Here is a 15684-nt window from a genome sequence, read left to right as displayed (position 1 = left end):
ACATCAAAAACCTTGGCTGCCTCGACATGGCTGTGCCCCTCTTTGATGTAATCTAATGCTCGCTGTTTAAAATCTGTACTACATGCATAGCTTTATTATAACATGCTTGTTTGAAACTAAGCGACTATAAAATATTAGCAATAAGCTTATTTAGAGATTTTAATATAGGAGGTGAAAAATATAGAGCAACAAACTTTTATATCTATACTTTTGTTGAGAACTTAGAAAGTATAGGAGATAAACCGTCACAATGGAACTCTGATTTGAATCATTTACTCAATGAAGAGGGTATGTATCTGAATAAAGAGGCTTTGATTCATTTTGAGTATAATGAATCAGAAAAAAATATGGTATTATAAATAGGAAAAGGAGATAAATTATCATGGAAATTAATCAAGTAATCATTAACATTTCTGCTAGACATGTTCATTTAAAGAGGGAACATTTAGATATTTTATTTGGTGAAGGATACCAACTAAACAAGTTAAAAGATTTGTATCAGCCTGGTGAATTTGCTGCTGAAGAACAGGTTACAATTCAGTCGGCATCTGGCGAGATTAATCGTGTCAGGGTATTAGGACCAATTCGTCCTTATACACAAGTTGAGGTTTCTAAAACAGATTCTAGATTATTAAAGATAACTCCACCAGTACGTACTTCGAGTGAGATTGAAAACTCTTCACCGATTACCATTATAGGACCTAATGGAAGAGTTAATTTAGATGAAGGGTGCATTATTGCTAATAGACATATTCACTTTGCCACAGAAGAAGCTGAGGAAATGGGTCTTAAAAATGGAGATATAGTTTCTGTTGAAGTAAAAAGCGAAAAAAGTGCTACTTTGCATGATGTTCATTGCAGAGTGAGTGATAAATATAGATTGGAAATGCATATTGATACTGATGATGCGAATGCACTTCTTTTATCAGGAGGTGAGATTGGCACGATTATAAAAGAGTAGAAATGGAGATTATCGAAAGTTGATTAAGGCATTAATAATTAGAAATTTTCAAATGTATACTAGATTTTTTCCAGTAGCTCTATTCCTGAATCGATTGTTAGATGCCATTTTTCAGCTTTTAGGGTATTGGTTAATTGCTCATTATCTTTTTAATAACAAATTAGTAGTTAGTCAAGTAGAAGTGATTGATTATTTTACTTTCGCTGCTGCTGGGATGCTTTACTACAATGTTGCTGTTGCTATTTTGATGAATGTAGGGCGTTCATTGATGGTTGAGGTTCGAGAGGGAACCTTGGAAAGCTTATTTATAACTCCATATAGTATTTTCAGCTATTATATAGGCGTGTTCATTGAACAGCTTGGAAGAACTTTTATGGAGTTTTGTTCACTTTTTATTATTTCTATTTTGCTCGGTGCAAAGTTCATGGCAACTCCAATATCCTATTGGCTGTTGAGAGTTATGTTGTTATTGTTTTAATATCATTTTCTATGAGTGTTTTTGTTGCTAACATAATGCTCTGGTTAAGAGATACATTTATAAGTCAGAATACGTTATTTATTTTGATATTTTTAGTATCTGGTGTTACATTTCCTAGGACAGTGCTTCTTGATTTTCTAAAATGTGTTGGTGATTTATTACCAATTACTTATGGCTTAGAGATAGTTAGACTAATATCTTCTGGAGATTTGGAATCGCTTCAACTATGTCTATTGATTTTTAAAGTTTTACTTCTCTCATTAGTTTTTATTGTGATTGGCTTGCTCAGTTATAAAAAGATGGAGAAGAAAGTGATCGAATATTTAACAATTTAGGAGAATTCCGATGTTAGAAGTAAAAAATGTATCTAAAAGTTATCTTACAAAAACGAAGATTAATTTACTAAAAAGAAAAAGTAAGCTATTAATAATGTTTCATTAAAAATTCCAAGAGGAAAAATAATTGGAGTTTTAGGAGAAAATGGGGCAGGCAAAACAACCTTAATAAAAATGATGACAACGCTTCTAAAACAAGATTCAGGAGAAATTACAATTAATGGAATTGATATTAATGATAATTTAAAGGATACTCGAAGTAAAATCAATGTTATAAGTGATGGAGAGAGAAATCTTTTTATATGGTCTAAAATTGATACTTCAATTTCATATGACCACTTATTGAGAAAATTAACATCTGAATATGATGTGTCAGAGAAAAAAGCAGATAAAGACTTGAAAAGAATTATTAACCAATTTAGTGAACTTGAGTTTGTTTCAGTTAAGGGAGGTTAATGTTGCTTTTTCTGAAATATATTTAATGCTTATATAGAAAATACTTAGAAAAGTCTTGAAGTTTTGTGGCTCTTTATCAACTTGTAGTGGGGTGATGAAAAGAGTGGTTAATACTAGACATACTTCAAAAAGCATTGTACGATAGTAACATGAAATTCGCTAAACAAGAAATCACCTTTCTCTTTAAAGACCTTACTAAGCCTCTAACACAAAGTCTTCCAATCGTTCTGCTTTGTTTGATGGGAAAATCCTATCAAGAGATGATAGAGCGTCTAGACTGTAGTTTGGTGAAATTTAAAGAAGGATGAGGAGTTAGGTTCGGACTCTCTCCTTCAAGAAAGACGTGGTGGTTGTAACCACGTTTATATGACAGTCAAGGAATAGATAGTTTTCCGGTCATTTGAAAACTTCAGAGGAAGAGGAAGTTGTTACAGTAGATTTCCTGCAAAATCTAGATTGAATTGTAATAAAAATGAATTCATTGCTTATAACGTACCGGACTAGGATATACAGGCCGTTGTAGGACAAGTGTTCTAGAGATTGTTTCTCAGGAGGTTTAGTGATACTCCATTTCTTCAGTCCTATCAAAAGGAGATTAGTCGTTCCTACACAGGTGATGCTTTCTGTCAACTGTTGAAGCGACATAGCTGGCGCACTGTTGCCCTAGGTCCTAAGAAAGCAGGCGCTCAAACCATTGCCGCGTCTAAACATCCCATCTCTATTCAAGAAGGTAAGAAAACGCTTTAAAGATAGTAGATGCTTTCGTAAGCTTGGGTTCATGCATCAAAGATGAGGCTGGTTTCGGATAGGCAGTAAACTAGGATCTTGTTAGCCACCTAAAGGAATAGGTCCTCCTGTCCATAGTCATTCCGTGCATGAATTCTCTTACTGTTAGAGAGCTGTTGATGCTTATAGAGGAGCATCCTTTTTCCTGCTTGCCGGAGGATGCCATACTGAATGGAGGAAAGCTTGTTTACAAGAACTGTCACAGGCCTATCCAACTGATTTTATTTTACTAGTCATGGATCATGCCCTAGGGCATCCATCAAGTAGCTTAACTATTCCAAATCATATTGGCTTTCCCTTTATTCCCCCATACAGGCCAGAGATGAATCCTATTGAACAGATGCAGAAAGAGCTTGGTGAAGGTGGCTTCCAGAATAAAGCATTTCAAACCTTGGAAGCTGGCATTGATACATTTCAAGAGATCATACAAGGATTAGAGAGGAGTGTTGTAAAGTCCATCGTTAAAAGAGAATGAACCAGAATGCTTTTTGAAAATAGATATGAGTATTAGTTGAACTGCCCTATGCCGAACGGCACCTACGGTGGTGTGAGAGGGACTAGTCTTAGCCCCTACTCGATTCAATCTGTACCCACACAATTCTTCTTTTTTTATCTTGTGATTCACTCTGTTCTATTTTAAAATGAAATGGTAGCTACCAATACAAATGATGAGGATACAACAAATGACTGAAAATCGTTATGAATTAAATAAAAACTTGGCGCAGATGCTCAAAGGTGGGGTCATCATGGATGTTCAAAATCCTGAGCAAGCTCGTATTGCGGAGGCTGCAGGTGCGGCAGCTGTGATGGCCTTGGAGCGGATTCCAGCTGATATTCGTGCAGCTGGTGGTGTTTCCCGTATGAGTGATCCAAAGATGATCAAGGAAATCCAAGAAGCGGTTAGTATTCCAGTGATGGCCAAGGTTAGAATCGGGCACTTTGTTGAAGCTCAGATTTTAGAGGCTATTGAAATTGACTATATCGATGAGAGTGAAGTTCTATCTCCAGCTGACGACCGTTTCCATGTGGACAAGAAAGAATTCCAAGTTCCTTTTGTTTGTGGTGCCAAGGACTTGGGTGAAGCCTTGCGTCGTATCGCTGAGGGAGCTTCTATGATTCGTACCAAAGGAGAACCGGGGACAGGGGATATCGTCCAAGCTGTTCGCCATATGCGTATGATGAATCAGGAAATTCGCCGTGTTCAAAACCTACGTGAGGACGAACTTTATGTTGCTGCTAAGGACTTGCAAGTCCCTGTAGAATTGGTTCAATATGTCCATGAACATGGAAAATTGCCAGTTGTAAACTTCGCAGCTGGAGGCGTTGCAACACCAGCAGATGCTGCGCTGATGATGCAGTTAGGGGCAGAGGGGGTCTTTGTCGGTTCAGGTATTTTCAAGTCAGGAGATCCTGTTAAACGAGCGAGTGCCATTGTTAAGGCTGTGACTAACTTCCGTAATCCTCAAATACTGGCTCAAATCTCTGAAGATTTAGGAGAAGCCATGGTTGGTATCAATGAAAATGAAATCCAAATTCTCATGGCAGAGAGAGGAAAATAGATGAAAATCGGAATATTGGCCTTGCAAGGTGCCTTTGCAGAACATGTAAAAGTGCTAGAAAAATTAGGAGTCGATAGTGTCGAACTCAGAAATTTAGAAGATTTCCAGAAATATCAAAATGAACTGTCTGGCTTGATATTACCTGGAGGAGAGTCTACAACCATGGGCAAGCTCTTACGAGATCAACATATGATGACTCCTATAAGAGAAGCTATTTTATCTGGTTTACCAGTCTTTGGAACCTGTGCGGGCTTGATCCTGCTGGCTAAGGAAATCACTTCTCAGGACGAGAGTCATCTTGGAACAATGGATATGGTGGTCGAGCGCAATGCCTATGGACGCCAACTAGGAAGTTTCTATACGGAAGCAGAATGTAAGGGAGTTGGTCAGATTCCAATGACCTTTATCCGTGGTCCAATTATCAGCAGTGTTGGAGAAGATGTAGAAATTCTAGCAACAGTTGATAATCAAATCGTTGCAGCCCAAGAAAAAAATATGTTGGTAACTTCTTTTCATCCAGAATTGACTGATGATGTGCGCTTGCACCAGTACTTTATAAATATATGTGAAGAAAAAAGATAGTAAAAAAGCGCAAAAAATCACTTCCTGTGCTATACTATAATTGAAATTTTTTTAGTTTTTGCGTTAGAACTGTTTCCTCAGTCCTAGCGCCTTTTCTTTTTGATAAGTATGCTTGGTGGAGAGTAGTTTGTAAATGATTCTGAAGATCTTATGAGCACAAGCAATGACGGCTTTCATATTGCTTCCTCTTTAGGAAATTCGATTATAAAACTCTAAGCAGGCTCTGCCTGCTTAGAGTTTTACATGTAATAAACAATGGCGATGTATTGAAGTGCGGACGCAGCTAGGATAAAGAGATGCCAAATCATGTGGAAATAAGGTTTTTTCTTGGCGTAAAATCCAGCTCCAACTGTATAAGAGAGTCCGCCAGTTACCATGAGACTCCAGAAAATGGGTGTTGTTTGACTGATAATGGCAGGAATGATAGTCAGAACCAACCAGCCCATAATTAGGTAAAGAGCAAGGCTAAATTTCTCATTGACTTTTTTAGCAAAGATTTTATAGAGAATACCAAAGATGGTCGTTCCCCATTGGATGGCAATAATTAGATAGCCAAACCAGTTATTCATTAAGGTCAAGACGACGGGCGTGTATGAGCCAGCAATGGCAACGTAAATCATAGAATGGTCGATGATTCGCAAGACATATTTGTGGGTCGAACCATAGGCCATAGAGTGGTAAATGGTGGATGAGAGGAACATGAGAAAGAGACTGATAACGAAAATGGAGACACCGATAGATGATAAAAATCCGTGTGCCTCATAACTATAGGTTGATGAAATGGGGAGTAAGATGAGCATGATGATTGCACCCACAGCATGGGTCACACTATTAGCAATCTCCTCTCCAAAACTGAGTTGTTTGCTGAGTTTAAGACTAGTATTCATTAGATTTCCTCCTCTTCAGTATGATGGATTAAGGCTAAAGTTTGATGATAGAGTTTAACGGTTTGGCAGCTGGTTTGGATAATGGGGTTAGCTGGATCCATTCCTTGGTTCATGTAGTCCACAAAAGCATCGTAGAGTTGGTCTGAACTTGCTTGAGTTTGGAGAGTATTCAGTGTCTGAGTGATTTCTTGAATAGAGAATACAGATTTGAGGGTTGTAATAGCAATCAAACGGGCAATCTGTTGGCGTTGGTATTTTTTCTTGTCAGGCTTTGTCAGGTAACCATGTTTGACATAATTGTTGACCATAGATGCTGTTAGGCCCTTGTCTTTATCAGGAGAAATAGGAGCGCAGACCTGATTGACATAGAGCAAAACCTGGTCCAGATAGAGGTCAATGTTTGGAATTTCTGCCCATTTTGGGTAGGGAAAGGTGGTTTTCATTTTCAACTCCTTTTTATCTAGTTTTAATAACTAGATTATAAAATAATAAAAATAGAAAGTCAAGTTTTAACTGCTTGTAGAAAGACTTAAATTATGCTATGATGGGAGAAACTAGTCAGAAATGAGGAGAAAAGATGGAAATTCGTTTAGCTTTTCCAAATGAAGTAGATACCATCATGCAGGTGATGGAGGATGCTAAAAAATGTTTAGCAGATGCTGGTAGTGACCAGTGGCAAAATGGTTATCCAAATGCTGATATTATTATTGAAGATATTATCTCAGGTCAAGCTTACGTAGCCTTGGAAGAGGGAGAACTACTAGCCTATGCTGCTGTGACTAAGAGTCCAGAGGAGGCCTATGAAGCTATTTATGAGGGAAAATGGCAAGCTGGAGAGTCAGAATATCTAGTCTTTCACCGTATTGCTGTGGCAGCAGCTGTGCAGGGACAAGGAGTTGCTCAAACCTTCTTAGAGGGCTTGATTGAAGGTTTTGATTATCTTGATTTTCGCTCAGATACCCATGCTGAAAACAAAGCTATGCAACATATTTTTGAAAAACTCGGATTTAAACAGGTTGGTAAGGTTCCAGTTGATGGCAAACGCCTGGCCTATCAAAAATTGAAGAAATAATGCAAAAGAAGTACGCAAAAATGCTCTACTCTTCGCCAATTGGTATTCTATCACTAGTAGCTGATGACTATTATTTGTATGGAATTTGGGTGCAGGAGCAGAAGCATTTTGAGAGGGGACTAGGAGATGAAACGATAGAAGAAGTTGTTAGTCACCCCATTTTAGACCCAGTTATTACTTGCTTAGATGCTTACTTTAAAGGCAAGCCTAAGGATTTATCCGACTTGCCCTTGGCTCCAATTGGAACGGATTTTGAAAAGCGAGTTTGGGACTATTTACAGGGAATTCCTTATGGTCAGACAGTGACATATGGGCAAATAGCCCAAGACCTGCAAGTGCCTTCTGCTCAAGCAATTGGTGGAGCGGTAGGACGCAATCCTTGGTCTATTCTAGTACCTTGTCACCGTGTGCTGGGAGCAGGCAAGCGTCTGACTGGTTATGCCGCAGGAGTGGAAAAGAAAGCCTGGCTCTTGGAGTATGAAGGCGCAGATTTTAAAGATATAAATAATAGAAAGTGAAAGACATGTTAGAATTTATCGAATACCCAAAATGTTCAACTTGTAAAAAAGCAAAACAAGAATTAAACCAACTCGGTGTGGACTACAAAGCCGTCCATATCGCCGAAGAAACACCTAGCCAAGAAGTTATTTTAAACTGGCTGGAAACCTCAGGGTTTGAATTGAAGCAATTTTTTAACACCAGTGGAATCAAATACCGTGAATTAGGGTTAAAAGATAAGGTAGGAAGTCTGTCAAACCAAGAAGCAGCTGAGTTGCTAGCAAGCGACGGCATGTTGTTAAAACGGCCAATTTTAGTAGAAAATGGAACTGTTAAACAAATCGGTTATCGAAAACCTTATGAAGAATTGGGATTGAAATAGTTTTTACTTATCTCTCTGATAGATAAAATATATAACCTCCCTGTTTCAAAGTATGATAAACTAGTAGGTAGACAAAGTCTGTATCTGACCGTAGCAAATAATTTCATTGACGACAGAAGTATGGTAGAATGAATCATTATCAGGAGAGGATGTTTTTATGAATGTTATAACGATTTTAGCATCAGATTGGTACCAAAACTTGATGCAATTGCTTCCGGATGGCAAGCTGTTTAGTCTGCGTTCGGTCTTTGATGGAATCCCGAGAATTGTCCAACAACTTCCAACAACGATTATGTTGACAATTGGTGGTGCCTTTTTTGGCTTGGTTTTGGCACTTCTTTTTGCCATTGTGAAGATCAATCGTGTCAAAATTTTATATCCCTTGCAGGCCTTCTTTGTTAGTTTTTTAAAAGGGACACCGATTTTGGTGCAACTCATGTTGACCTACTACGGAATTCCTTTGGCTTTGAAAGCTATCAATCAGCAATGGGGAACTGGTCTTAATATCAATGCTATTCCAGCTGCAGCTTTTGCGATTGTTGCCTTTGCTTTTAATGAGGCGGCTTATGCCAGTGAAACTATTCGTGCAGCCATTCTCTCAGTCAATCCTGGTGAGATTGAGGCGGCACGCAGTCTGGGGATGACCCGAGCACAAGTTTATCGTCGCGTGATTATTCCAAATGCGGCCGTTGTGGCGACTCCAACCTTAATCAATTCCCTAATTGGCTTGACCAAGGGAACTTCCTTAGCCTTTAGTGCGGGTGTTGTGGAAGTCTTTGCCCAAGCTCAGATTCTAGGTGGAGCTGATTATCGTTACTTTGAACGCTTCATCTCCGTTGCCCTTGTTTATTGGGTAGTCAATATCGGAATTGAAAGCCTTGGTCGTTTCATTGAGAGAAAAATGGCTATTTCTGCACCTGATACAGTGCAAACAGATGTGAAAGGAGACCTTCGTTAATGATTAAGATTTCGAATTTAAGCAAATCCTTTTCAGGACAGACTGTCTTGGATCATCTGGACTTGGATATTCAAAAAGGGGAAGTTGTAGCCTTGATTGGTTCTTCAGGAGCTGGAAAATCAACTTTCCTTCGCAGTCTCAATTATCTTGAAACACCTGACAGTGGCTCTATTCAGATTGATGATTTTTCAGTTGATTTTTCTAAAATCACTCAAGAAGAAATCCTTGCCCTACGTCGTAAGCTGTCTATGGTTTTCCAACAGTTTAATTTGTTTGAACGTCGCACAGCACTTGATAATGTGAAAGAAGGCTTGCTTGTTGTCAAAAAATTATCTGACCAAGAAGCAACCAAGATTGCCAAGGAAGAGTTGGCTAAGGTTGGACTTTCTGACCGTGAAAACCATTATCCTCGTCATTTATCAGGTGGACAGAAGCAACGGGTTGCCTTGGCGCGTGCGCTTGCTATGAAACCAGATGTCTTGCTCTTAGATGAACCAACTTCAGCCCTTGACCCAGAATTGGTCGGTGAAGTAGAGAAGTCTATTGCAGATGCTGCTAAGTCAGGTCAAACCATGATTTTGGTCAGTCATGACATGTCCTTTGTAGCCCAAGTGGCTGATAAGATTCTCTTCTTAGATAAGGGGAAAATCATTGAGTCTGGAACACCGGATGAGATTATCCACCATCCTAAAGAAGAGCGGACAAAAGAATTCTTCGCTAGTTACAAACGGACTTATATTTGATATAATAGATAAAGGAAAACTCAGTTAGCTGGACTAGCTGAGTTTACTCTTTAAAAAAGATAGAAATGAGAGAAATCATGCTACTGCAACTATTTTCTTTATATTTCGAGAGTTTGATCTTGACCACCATCCTCGTCCTGATTTTTCTAGGGATTTGGATTGGACTGAGAGCCATGTCGGGAGTGGATAAGACAGCCAAGGCTCGCCAAGCCCATCTCTATGATATGATTATGATTGGAGTCTTGGTTGTTCCAGTATTATCCTTTGCGGTTATGAGTTTAATTCTTGTTTTCAAGGCATAATCCTTGCGTGATTGACAAGAAAGAGTTAGAATAAAGGTAGTTACAACAAGAAAGAAGGAAACTATATGTACGATACTATTATTATCGGTGCTGGACCTGCAGGGATGACTGCGGCCTTATACGCTGCTCGAAGCAATCTAAAAGTAGCCTTGATTGAAGGTGGTTTGCCAGGAGGTCAGATGAATAATACATCTGATATCGAAAATTACCCAGGATATGCTAATATTAGTGGACCTGAATTGGCAGAAAAGATGTTTGAACCGCTTGAAAATCTCGGTGTTGAGCACATTTATGGATATGTTGAAAATGTCGAAGACCATGGTGATTTTAAGAAAGTGATGACTGACGACCAAACATATGAAACTCGTACCGTTATCGTAGCAACTGGTTCTAAACACCGTCCTTTGGGAGTACCTGGAGAAGAAGAACTGAACAGTCGTGGTGTTTCTTACTGTGCTGTGTGTGATGGTGCTTTCTTCCGTGACCAAGATTTGTTGGTAGTTGGTGGTGGAGATTCAGCTGTTGAAGAAGCCCTCTTCTTGACTCGTTTTGCTAAGACTGTTACCATTGTTCACCGTCGTGACCAACTTCGTGCTCAAAAGGTTTTACAAGACCGCGCCTTTGCGAATGAGAAAATCAGCTTTATCTGGGATTCTGTAGTGAAGGAAATCAAGGGTGAAAACCGAGTAGAATCTGTCGTATTTGAAAATGTGAAAACAGGTCAAGTGACAGAACAAGCCTTCGGTGGCGTCTTTATCTATGTTGGATTGGACCCTCTTAGCGATTTTGTTAAAGAATTGAATATCCAAGATCAGGCAGGCTGGATTGTGACAGATAACCACATGAAAACTGCAGTTGACGGTATCTTTGCAGTTGGAGATGTTCGCCAGAAAGACCTTCGCCAAGTAACAACAGCGGTTGGAGATGGAGCTATCGCTGGTCAAGAAGCCTATAAATTTATCACAGAACATAGTTAATCATAAAAAAGTTTCCAATCAGATGACTGGAAACTTTTTTATAGTCTGTTTCGGAAAACTTCGTACATGAGAATGGCCGCAGCAACACTGGCATTAAGGCTTTGAACATGGCCATTCATGGGAATGGTAATCATTTCATCGACCTGTTTTTTAATGTTGCTAGAGATGCCTTTTCCTTCATTTCCGATGATGAGGGCGATTTTCCCTTTTGTATTCCACTTATGGCAAGGAGTACCGTTCATATCCGTTCCAAAGGTCCAGAAGCCTTCATCCTTGACTTTGTCCAGAGTTTGGCTCAGATTGGTCACTCGGGCGATGGGAACGTGCTCGATAGCACCTGTGGCCGTTTTGGCAACGACGGGGGTAACACCTACAGCACGGTGCTTGGGAATGATGACACCTGAAACATTGGTCGCATCGGCTGTTCTCAGGATGGATCCTAGGTTGTGAGGGTCAGTCAAACCATCCAGAATCAATAGCAAAGGATTTTCTTCTTGGCGTGTTTTGGAAAGGATGTGATCTAGCTCGCTATAGGCAAATTCGGACACTCGTAAAACAAAACCTTGGTGGACAGCACCTTCAGTCATCTCAGAGAGGGATTTTTTTGAGGTCCAAGAAATGGACACCTTCTTTTCTGTAGCCAGTTCCTTGACTTTCTCAAGATTCTTACCTCGGAGATTTTCTTGGAGGTAGAGTTTGTTTCCAGTATTTGCAAGGAGGGCTTCGGTAACGGCGTGGACGCCATAGACAATATCATTTGTTTTCATGCCTCTATTATAACACAAAACCCCGTCTTGCAACGGGATTTTCTTTATTCTAGAATCAGTAAACCATCTTTAACTGCAAATGGGTCTTTTTCATTGATACGATCGTAAAACATGATACCGTTAATGTGGTCAATTTCATGCTGAACAACAATGGAGTTGTAGCCTTTGAGTTTGATACGGTGTTTTTCTCCATCTTTGTCAAAGTAGTCAACAGTAACGCGGGCATGGCGAACAACATAGCCAGGCACGTTGCGGTCTACAGACAGGCAACCTTCTCCTTCACCAAGAGCAGCGTCTTGAACAGAGTGAGAGACGATTTTTGGATTGTACATAATGGCTTGCAAGTCGTAGGCTTCCTGCGGAGTTTCGCCTTCTTCAACAATATTAGGTACCAAAACAGCGATAATGCGTTTTGAGATATCCAATTGAGGAGCAGCCAGTCCAACCCCACCGCGGAGTCCCAATTTTTCAGCCATGACAGGATCTTGGGAATGTTTAAGGAATTGCATCATCTTTTCGCCAAGGATGATTTCCTGATCAGATAAGGGGAAAGTAACTTCCTCAGCAACTGCGCGTAGAGTTGGGTTCCCCTCGCGGATAATATCGTTCATATCAATTAAGTGAGCAGCTTTTGTAATACGTTCTATTGCAGACATTTTCTCTCCTTTCATTACCTCTACATGATATCACAAAATGTCAAGGATTGAAAGTATTATAGCCTTTAGGATTTATAGAAAATAGATAGGAAGTTCAATTCATACTCAATGAAAATCAAAGAGCAAACTAAGAAGCTAGCCGTAGGTTGCTCAAAGCACTGCTTTGAGGTTGTAGATAGAACTGACGAAGTCGGTAACATATATACGGTAAGGCGACGCTGACGTGGTTTGAAGAGATTTTCGAAGAGTATCAATTGTGAAAGAATTACTTATCTATGATATAATAAAAAGAAAAGGCTTGCATAAGAAAGTAGGGAGAATGAAGATGAAAAGAAGACAAAATCGAAATCAGGGTGGTTTAGCTTTTCGTTTTATGAAGGGCTTGGTAAACTTTTTTAGGAGTTATCGCAGGTGGAGCAATAAAGGATTTGTGGCGGTACTCTTGCTAGCAGTTGCTTTATCAATGGGCTTGGTCTTGTTGGTTGAAAGTTTCCAAGGAATCCCTTTAACCAGTCAAAAACGAGATACTATTTCTCAAGAGGGGACTAAGCAAAAGTCTCAGGAGCAGGAAGAGGAAAAAACTGCCAGAATTATGGCTAATGGGGATTTGCTCTACCACGATGGACTTTTCTTTTCAGCTAAAAAAGAAGACGGTACCTATGACTTTCATGAGAATTTTGAGTATGTGACACCTTGGCTCAAGCAAGCAGATTTAGCTATTGGTGATTTTGAAGGAACCATCAATAAGGATCATTATTTAGCGGGTTATCCTCTCTTTAATGCTCCTGCTGAAGTTATGGATGCCATTAAGGATGCAGGTTATCATGTGCTAGATTTAGCTCATAATCATATTTTGGATTCGCAAATTGAGGGAGTTATTTCAACGGCCGATATTATTGAAAAAGCTGGAATCACTCCAATCGGAGTTTATACGCATGAACCACGTGATCAGGCTCCGTTGGTCATTAAGGAAGTGAATGGAATCAAGGTTGCTCTTTTGGCCTATTCCTATGGATTCAATGGAATTGAACGGTATATTTCTCAGGAAGACTATAATCGTTATCTTTCAGATTTAAACGAAGATAAGATGAAGGCTGAAATTGAACGGGCAGAGAAGGAAGCAGATATCACCATTATCATGCCTCAGATGGGTGTGGAGTATCGATTGGAACCAACTGAGGAACAAAAAGCTCTTTATCACAAGATGATTGATTGGGGGGCGGATATTATTTTTGGAGGGCATCCTCACGTTGTGGAACCATCTGAAACGGTTGAAAAAGATGGAGACAAGAAACTCATTATCTATTCAATGGGGAACTTCATTTCCAATCAACGGATTGAATCTATGGGAGATGAAGAAAATGCTAAGTGGACTGAACGTGGCGTTCTCATGGATGTAACCATTAAGAAGAAGGATGGAAAAACAACTATCGGAACAGCTAAAGCTCATCCTACTTGGGTCAATCGAACACCAAAGGGAACCTTTTCACCAGAAGGCTATCCTTTATATCATTATCAAACCTATATCTTGGAAGATTTTATAGAGGGTGGCAGTCATCGTGACCAGTTAGATGAAGCGACTAAGGAACGAATTGATACAGCCTATAAAGAAATGAACTAACATGTGGGATTGAAGTGGGATTAGCTTGAATAGACTTCCTGCGAAACAATATATGGTATAATAGTTCTATGGATTATGAAGCAAGTGAACAACTAACTGATGCACGATTTAAGCTCCTGGTTGGTGTTCAGTGCACGACTTTTGAAGAGATGTTAGCTGTATTAAAAAGAGATTATCAAGGTAAACACGCAAAAGGGGGACGAAAACCTAAACTAAGCCTAGAATACCTTCTTATGGCGACTTCAATATGTGCGAGAATATCGAACTTATGAAGAAATTGCGGCTGATCTTGGTATTCACGAAAGCAACTTAATCCGTCGGAGTCAATGGGTTGAAGTAACTCTTGTTCAAAGTGGTTTTACGATTTCAAGAACTCCTCTCAGTTCTGAGGACACGGTAATGATTGATGCGACGGAAGTAAAAATCAATCGCCCTAAAAAAACAATTAGCGAATGATTCTGGTAAAAAGAAATGCCACGCTATGAAGGCTCAAGCGATTGTCACAAGTCAAGGGAGAATTGTTTCTTTGGAGATCACTGTGAACTATTGTCATGATATGAAGTTGTTCAAAATGAGTCGCAGAAATATCGGACAAGCTGGTAAAATCTTGGCTGACAGTGGTTATCAAGGGCTCATGAAGATAGATCCTCAAGCACAAACTCCACGTAAATCCAGCAAACTCAAGCCGCTAACAGCTGAAGAGAAAGCCTGTAACCATGCGCTATCTAAGGAGAGAATCAAGGTTGAGAATATTTTTGACAGAGTATAGTAGATTGAAACTAGAATAGTACACCTCTACTTTTAAAACATTGTTAGAAATCGATTTGACTGTCTTGATCGATTTGTCCTGTTCTTATTTCATTTCACTATAAAAACGTTTAAAATGTTTTCAACAACCTATCGAAATCATCGTAAACGCTTCGGCTTACGAATGAATTTGATTGCTGGCATTATCAATCATGAACTAGGATTCTAGTTTTGCAGGAAGTCTAATAAAAGTAAAGGAAATCTAGTGCGAGTAAAAATTAATCTCAAATGCTCCTCTTGTGGCAGTATCAATTACCTAACCAGTAAAAATTCAAAAACCCATCCAGACAAGATTGAGGTTTTAAAGTATTGTCCCAAGGAAAGAAAAGTAACCCTACATCTTGAATCTAAGTAGATTTTATGGTAAAATAATAGGGATTGTAAGGAGTTTGATATGTATAACCTATTATTAACCATTTTATTAGTATTATCTGTTGTGATTGTGATTGCGATTTTCATGCAACCAACTAAAAACCAATCCAGCAATGTATTTGATGCCAGCTCAGGTGATTTGTTTGAACGCAGTAAAGCACGCGGTTTCGAAGCTGTGATGCAGCGTTTGACAGGGATTTTAGTCTTTTTCTGGCTAGCCATTGCCTTAGCATTGACGGTATTATCAAGTAGATAAGAAAATAATGGGCAGGACTAGGTCTTTGCCTCTTTTTGTTTTTATATTCTTCAAAAATCTCTTCAAACCACGTCAGCTTTCATCTGCAATCTCAAAACAGTATTTTGAGCTGACTTCGTCAGTTCTATTCACAACCTCAAAACGGTGTTTTGAGCAACCTGCGGCTAGCTTTTTAGTTTGCTCTTTGATTTTTATTGAGTATGAAAGGATGTTTGAGAAGGTTTTACAG

The 15684-nt window shown here is 39.2% G+C and carries 20 protein-coding genes and 4 pseudogenes; 20 read left to right on the top strand and 4 right to left on the bottom strand.

The annotated features are described in order from the left end of the window. Positions 1-110: 110 nt before the first annotated feature. The 8 genes and pseudogenes from HT701_RS06925 to pdxT all read left to right on the top strand — a co-directional run bounded on the left by HT701_RS06925 (position 111) and on the right by pdxT (position 5157). The gene (locus HT701_RS06925; protein ID WP_000777026.1) at positions 111-359 is read left to right on the top strand and encodes a hypothetical protein; all 249 of its coding nucleotides are present in this window, start codon (positions 111-113) and stop codon (positions 357-359) included. A 23-nt stretch (positions 360-382) separates the two neighbouring features. Further along, the gene (pduL, locus tag HT701_RS06920; protein WP_000405172.1) at positions 383-961 is read left to right on the top strand and encodes a phosphate propanoyltransferase; all 579 of its coding nucleotides are present in this window, start codon (positions 383-385) and stop codon (positions 959-961) included. A 19-nt stretch (positions 962-980) separates the two neighbouring features. After that, entirely contained in the window at positions 981-1439 is a 459-nt protein-coding gene (locus tag HT701_RS11495; RefSeq protein ID WP_212750464.1) for a hypothetical protein, read from the top strand. 422 nt (positions 1440-1861) lie between these two features. Continuing rightward, positions 1862-2230, top strand: coding sequence for a PqqD family peptide modification chaperone (locus tag HT701_RS06910; protein ID WP_078374384.1), 369 nt, complete (start codon positions 1862-1864; stop codon positions 2228-2230). A gap of 209 nt (positions 2231-2439) precedes the next feature. Next, positions 2440-2611, top strand: a pseudogene (locus tag HT701_RS11490) (IS630 family transposase); the annotation flags it as partial. 195 nt (positions 2612-2806) lie between these two features. Then, a pseudogene (locus tag HT701_RS11485) lies at positions 2807-3491 on the top strand (transposase); the annotation flags it as partial. 208 nt (positions 3492-3699) lie between these two features. Beyond that, the gene (gene pdxS / locus HT701_RS06900) at positions 3700-4575 is read left to right on the top strand and encodes a pyridoxal 5'-phosphate synthase lyase subunit PdxS (protein WP_023939837.1); all 876 of its coding nucleotides are present in this window, start codon (positions 3700-3702) and stop codon (positions 4573-4575) included. Continuing rightward, entirely contained in the window at positions 4576-5157 is a 582-nt protein-coding gene (gene pdxT / locus HT701_RS06895) for a pyridoxal 5'-phosphate synthase glutaminase subunit PdxT (protein WP_100104813.1), read from the top strand. 239 nt (positions 5158-5396) lie between these two features. Here pdxT and HT701_RS06890 read toward each other — a convergent pair whose 3' ends face one another. Both HT701_RS06890 and HT701_RS06885 read right to left on the bottom strand, forming a co-directional pair. Further along, a complete protein-coding gene (locus HT701_RS06890) occupies positions 5397-6044 on the bottom strand; it encodes a hemolysin III family protein (protein ID WP_050261619.1) in 648 nt (215 codons plus the stop codon). Then, positions 6044-6487: a DUF1836 domain-containing protein gene (locus HT701_RS06885; protein WP_100104812.1), complete on the bottom strand. Its 444-nt coding sequence runs from the start codon at positions 6485-6487 to the stop codon at positions 6044-6046. The genes HT701_RS06890 and HT701_RS06885 overlap by 1 nt, the downstream gene beginning before the upstream one ends. A 134-nt stretch (positions 6488-6621) precedes the next feature. On the opposite strand from HT701_RS06885, the gene HT701_RS06880 reads away from it, so the two are divergent. From HT701_RS06880 to trxB, 7 genes are all read left to right on the top strand, one after another. Then, positions 6622-7116, top strand: coding sequence for a GNAT family N-acetyltransferase (locus HT701_RS06880; protein WP_119919965.1), 495 nt, complete (start codon positions 6622-6624; stop codon positions 7114-7116). Further along, positions 7116-7634 carry a methylated-DNA--[protein]-cysteine S-methyltransferase gene (locus HT701_RS06875; RefSeq protein ID WP_172931353.1) on the top strand — a complete coding sequence of 173 codons (519 nt, stop codon included), beginning with the start codon at positions 7116-7118 and terminating at the stop codon, positions 7632-7634. The genes HT701_RS06880 and HT701_RS06875 overlap by 1 nt, the downstream gene beginning before the upstream one ends. Before the next feature lie 5 nt (positions 7635-7639). Continuing rightward, positions 7640-7996, top strand: coding sequence for an arsenate reductase family protein (locus HT701_RS06870; RefSeq protein WP_023934080.1), 357 nt, complete (start codon positions 7640-7642; stop codon positions 7994-7996). A gap of 157 nt (positions 7997-8153) precedes the next feature. Further along, entirely contained in the window at positions 8154-8954 is an 801-nt protein-coding gene (locus HT701_RS06865) for an amino acid ABC transporter permease (protein ID WP_172931352.1), read from the top strand. Continuing rightward, positions 8954-9697 (top strand): amino acid ABC transporter ATP-binding protein, encoded by a 744-nt coding sequence (locus HT701_RS06860; protein WP_049511344.1) that lies wholly within the window; start codon positions 8954-8956, stop codon positions 9695-9697. Before HT701_RS06865 ends, HT701_RS06860 begins: the two co-directional genes overlap by 1 nt. Before the next feature lie 77 nt (positions 9698-9774). Continuing rightward, complete coding sequence (locus HT701_RS06855) at positions 9775-9999, top strand: DUF4059 family protein (RefSeq protein WP_000926599.1); 225 nt, start codon at positions 9775-9777, stop codon at positions 9997-9999. Positions 10000-10064: 65 nt separating this feature from the next. Further along, positions 10065-10976: a thioredoxin-disulfide reductase gene (trxB, locus tag HT701_RS06850; protein WP_000272299.1), complete on the top strand. Its 912-nt coding sequence runs from the start codon at positions 10065-10067 to the stop codon at positions 10974-10976. Positions 10977-11014: 38 nt separating this feature from the next. Here trxB and rlmB read toward each other — a convergent pair whose 3' ends face one another. Continuing rightward, positions 11015-11743 carry a 23S rRNA (guanosine(2251)-2'-O)-methyltransferase RlmB gene (gene rlmB, locus HT701_RS06845; protein ID WP_000855765.1) on the bottom strand — a complete coding sequence of 243 codons (729 nt, stop codon included), beginning with the start codon at positions 11741-11743 and terminating at the stop codon, positions 11015-11017. Positions 11744-11787: 44 nt separating this feature from the next. Continuing rightward, a complete protein-coding gene (def, locus tag HT701_RS06840; RefSeq protein WP_001272952.1) occupies positions 11788-12399 on the bottom strand; it encodes a peptide deformylase in 612 nt (203 codons plus the stop codon). 325 nt (positions 12400-12724) lie between these two features. Here def and HT701_RS06835 point away from each other — a divergent pair, with 325 nt between their 5' ends. From HT701_RS06835 to secG, 5 genes and pseudogenes are all read left to right on the top strand, one after another. After that, positions 12725-14020 carry a CapA family protein gene (locus tag HT701_RS06835; RefSeq protein WP_172931351.1) on the top strand — a complete coding sequence of 432 codons (1296 nt, stop codon included), beginning with the start codon at positions 12725-12727 and terminating at the stop codon, positions 14018-14020. Between the two features lie 68 nt (positions 14021-14088). Further along, a pseudogene (locus HT701_RS06830) lies at positions 14089-14786 on the top strand (IS5 family transposase); the annotation flags it as partial. A 102-nt stretch (positions 14787-14888) separates the two neighbouring features. Next, a pseudogene (locus HT701_RS06825) lies at positions 14889-14996 on the top strand (IS5/IS1182 family transposase); the annotation flags it as partial. A 36-nt stretch (positions 14997-15032) separates the two neighbouring features. Then, positions 15033-15182 (top strand): 50S ribosomal protein L33, encoded by a 150-nt coding sequence (gene rpmG / locus HT701_RS06820; protein ID WP_001809104.1) that lies wholly within the window; start codon positions 15033-15035, stop codon positions 15180-15182. 39 nt (positions 15183-15221) lie between these two features. Beyond that, complete coding sequence (secG, locus tag HT701_RS06815) at positions 15222-15455, top strand: preprotein translocase subunit SecG (protein ID WP_000282517.1); 234 nt, start codon at positions 15222-15224, stop codon at positions 15453-15455. Positions 15456-15684: the final 229 nt, after the last annotated feature.

It is taken from the genome of Streptococcus sp. 10824, from assembly GCF_013276595.1.
GTDB lineage: Bacteria > Bacillota > Bacilli > Lactobacillales > Streptococcaceae > Streptococcus > Streptococcus pseudopneumoniae.
This window is presented reverse-complemented; position numbering and strand designations above follow the sequence as displayed.

Coding starts and splice junctions, on each gene's coding strand:
- HT701_RS06870 (WP_023934080.1), top strand. CDS start 7,640: ATGTTAGAATTTATCGAATACCCAAAATGTTCAACTTGTAAAAAAGCA.
- HT701_RS06890 (WP_050261619.1), bottom strand. CDS start 6,044: ATGAATACTAGTCTTAAACTCAGCAAACAACTCAGTTTTGGAGAGGAG.
- HT701_RS06880 (WP_119919965.1), top strand. CDS start 6,622: ATGGAAATTCGTTTAGCTTTTCCAAATGAAGTAGATACCATCATGCAG.
- secG (WP_000282517.1), top strand. CDS start 15,222: ATGTATAACCTATTATTAACCATTTTATTAGTATTATCTGTTGTGATT.
- HT701_RS06885 (WP_100104812.1), bottom strand. CDS start 6,487: ATGAAAACCACCTTTCCCTACCCAAAATGGGCAGAAATTCCAAACATT.
- pduL (WP_000405172.1), top strand. CDS start 383: ATGGAAATTAATCAAGTAATCATTAACATTTCTGCTAGACATGTTCAT.
- rlmB (WP_000855765.1), bottom strand. CDS start 11,743: ATGAAAACAAATGATATTGTCTATGGCGTCCACGCCGTTACCGAAGCC.
- HT701_RS06875 (WP_172931353.1), top strand. CDS start 7,116: ATGCAAAAGAAGTACGCAAAAATGCTCTACTCTTCGCCAATTGGTATT.
- def (WP_001272952.1), bottom strand. CDS start 12,399: ATGTCTGCAATAGAACGTATTACAAAAGCTGCTCACTTAATTGATATG.
- trxB (WP_000272299.1), top strand. CDS start 10,065: ATGTACGATACTATTATTATCGGTGCTGGACCTGCAGGGATGACTGCG.
- HT701_RS06865 (WP_172931352.1), top strand. CDS start 8,154: ATGAATGTTATAACGATTTTAGCATCAGATTGGTACCAAAACTTGATG.
- HT701_RS06855 (WP_000926599.1), top strand. CDS start 9,775: ATGCTACTGCAACTATTTTCTTTATATTTCGAGAGTTTGATCTTGACC.
- HT701_RS06860 (WP_049511344.1), top strand. CDS start 8,954: ATGATTAAGATTTCGAATTTAAGCAAATCCTTTTCAGGACAGACTGTC.
- pdxT (WP_100104813.1), top strand. CDS start 4,576: ATGAAAATCGGAATATTGGCCTTGCAAGGTGCCTTTGCAGAACATGTA.
- pdxS (WP_023939837.1), top strand. CDS start 3,700: ATGACTGAAAATCGTTATGAATTAAATAAAAACTTGGCGCAGATGCTC.
- HT701_RS06835 (WP_172931351.1), top strand. CDS start 12,725: ATGAAAAGAAGACAAAATCGAAATCAGGGTGGTTTAGCTTTTCGTTTT.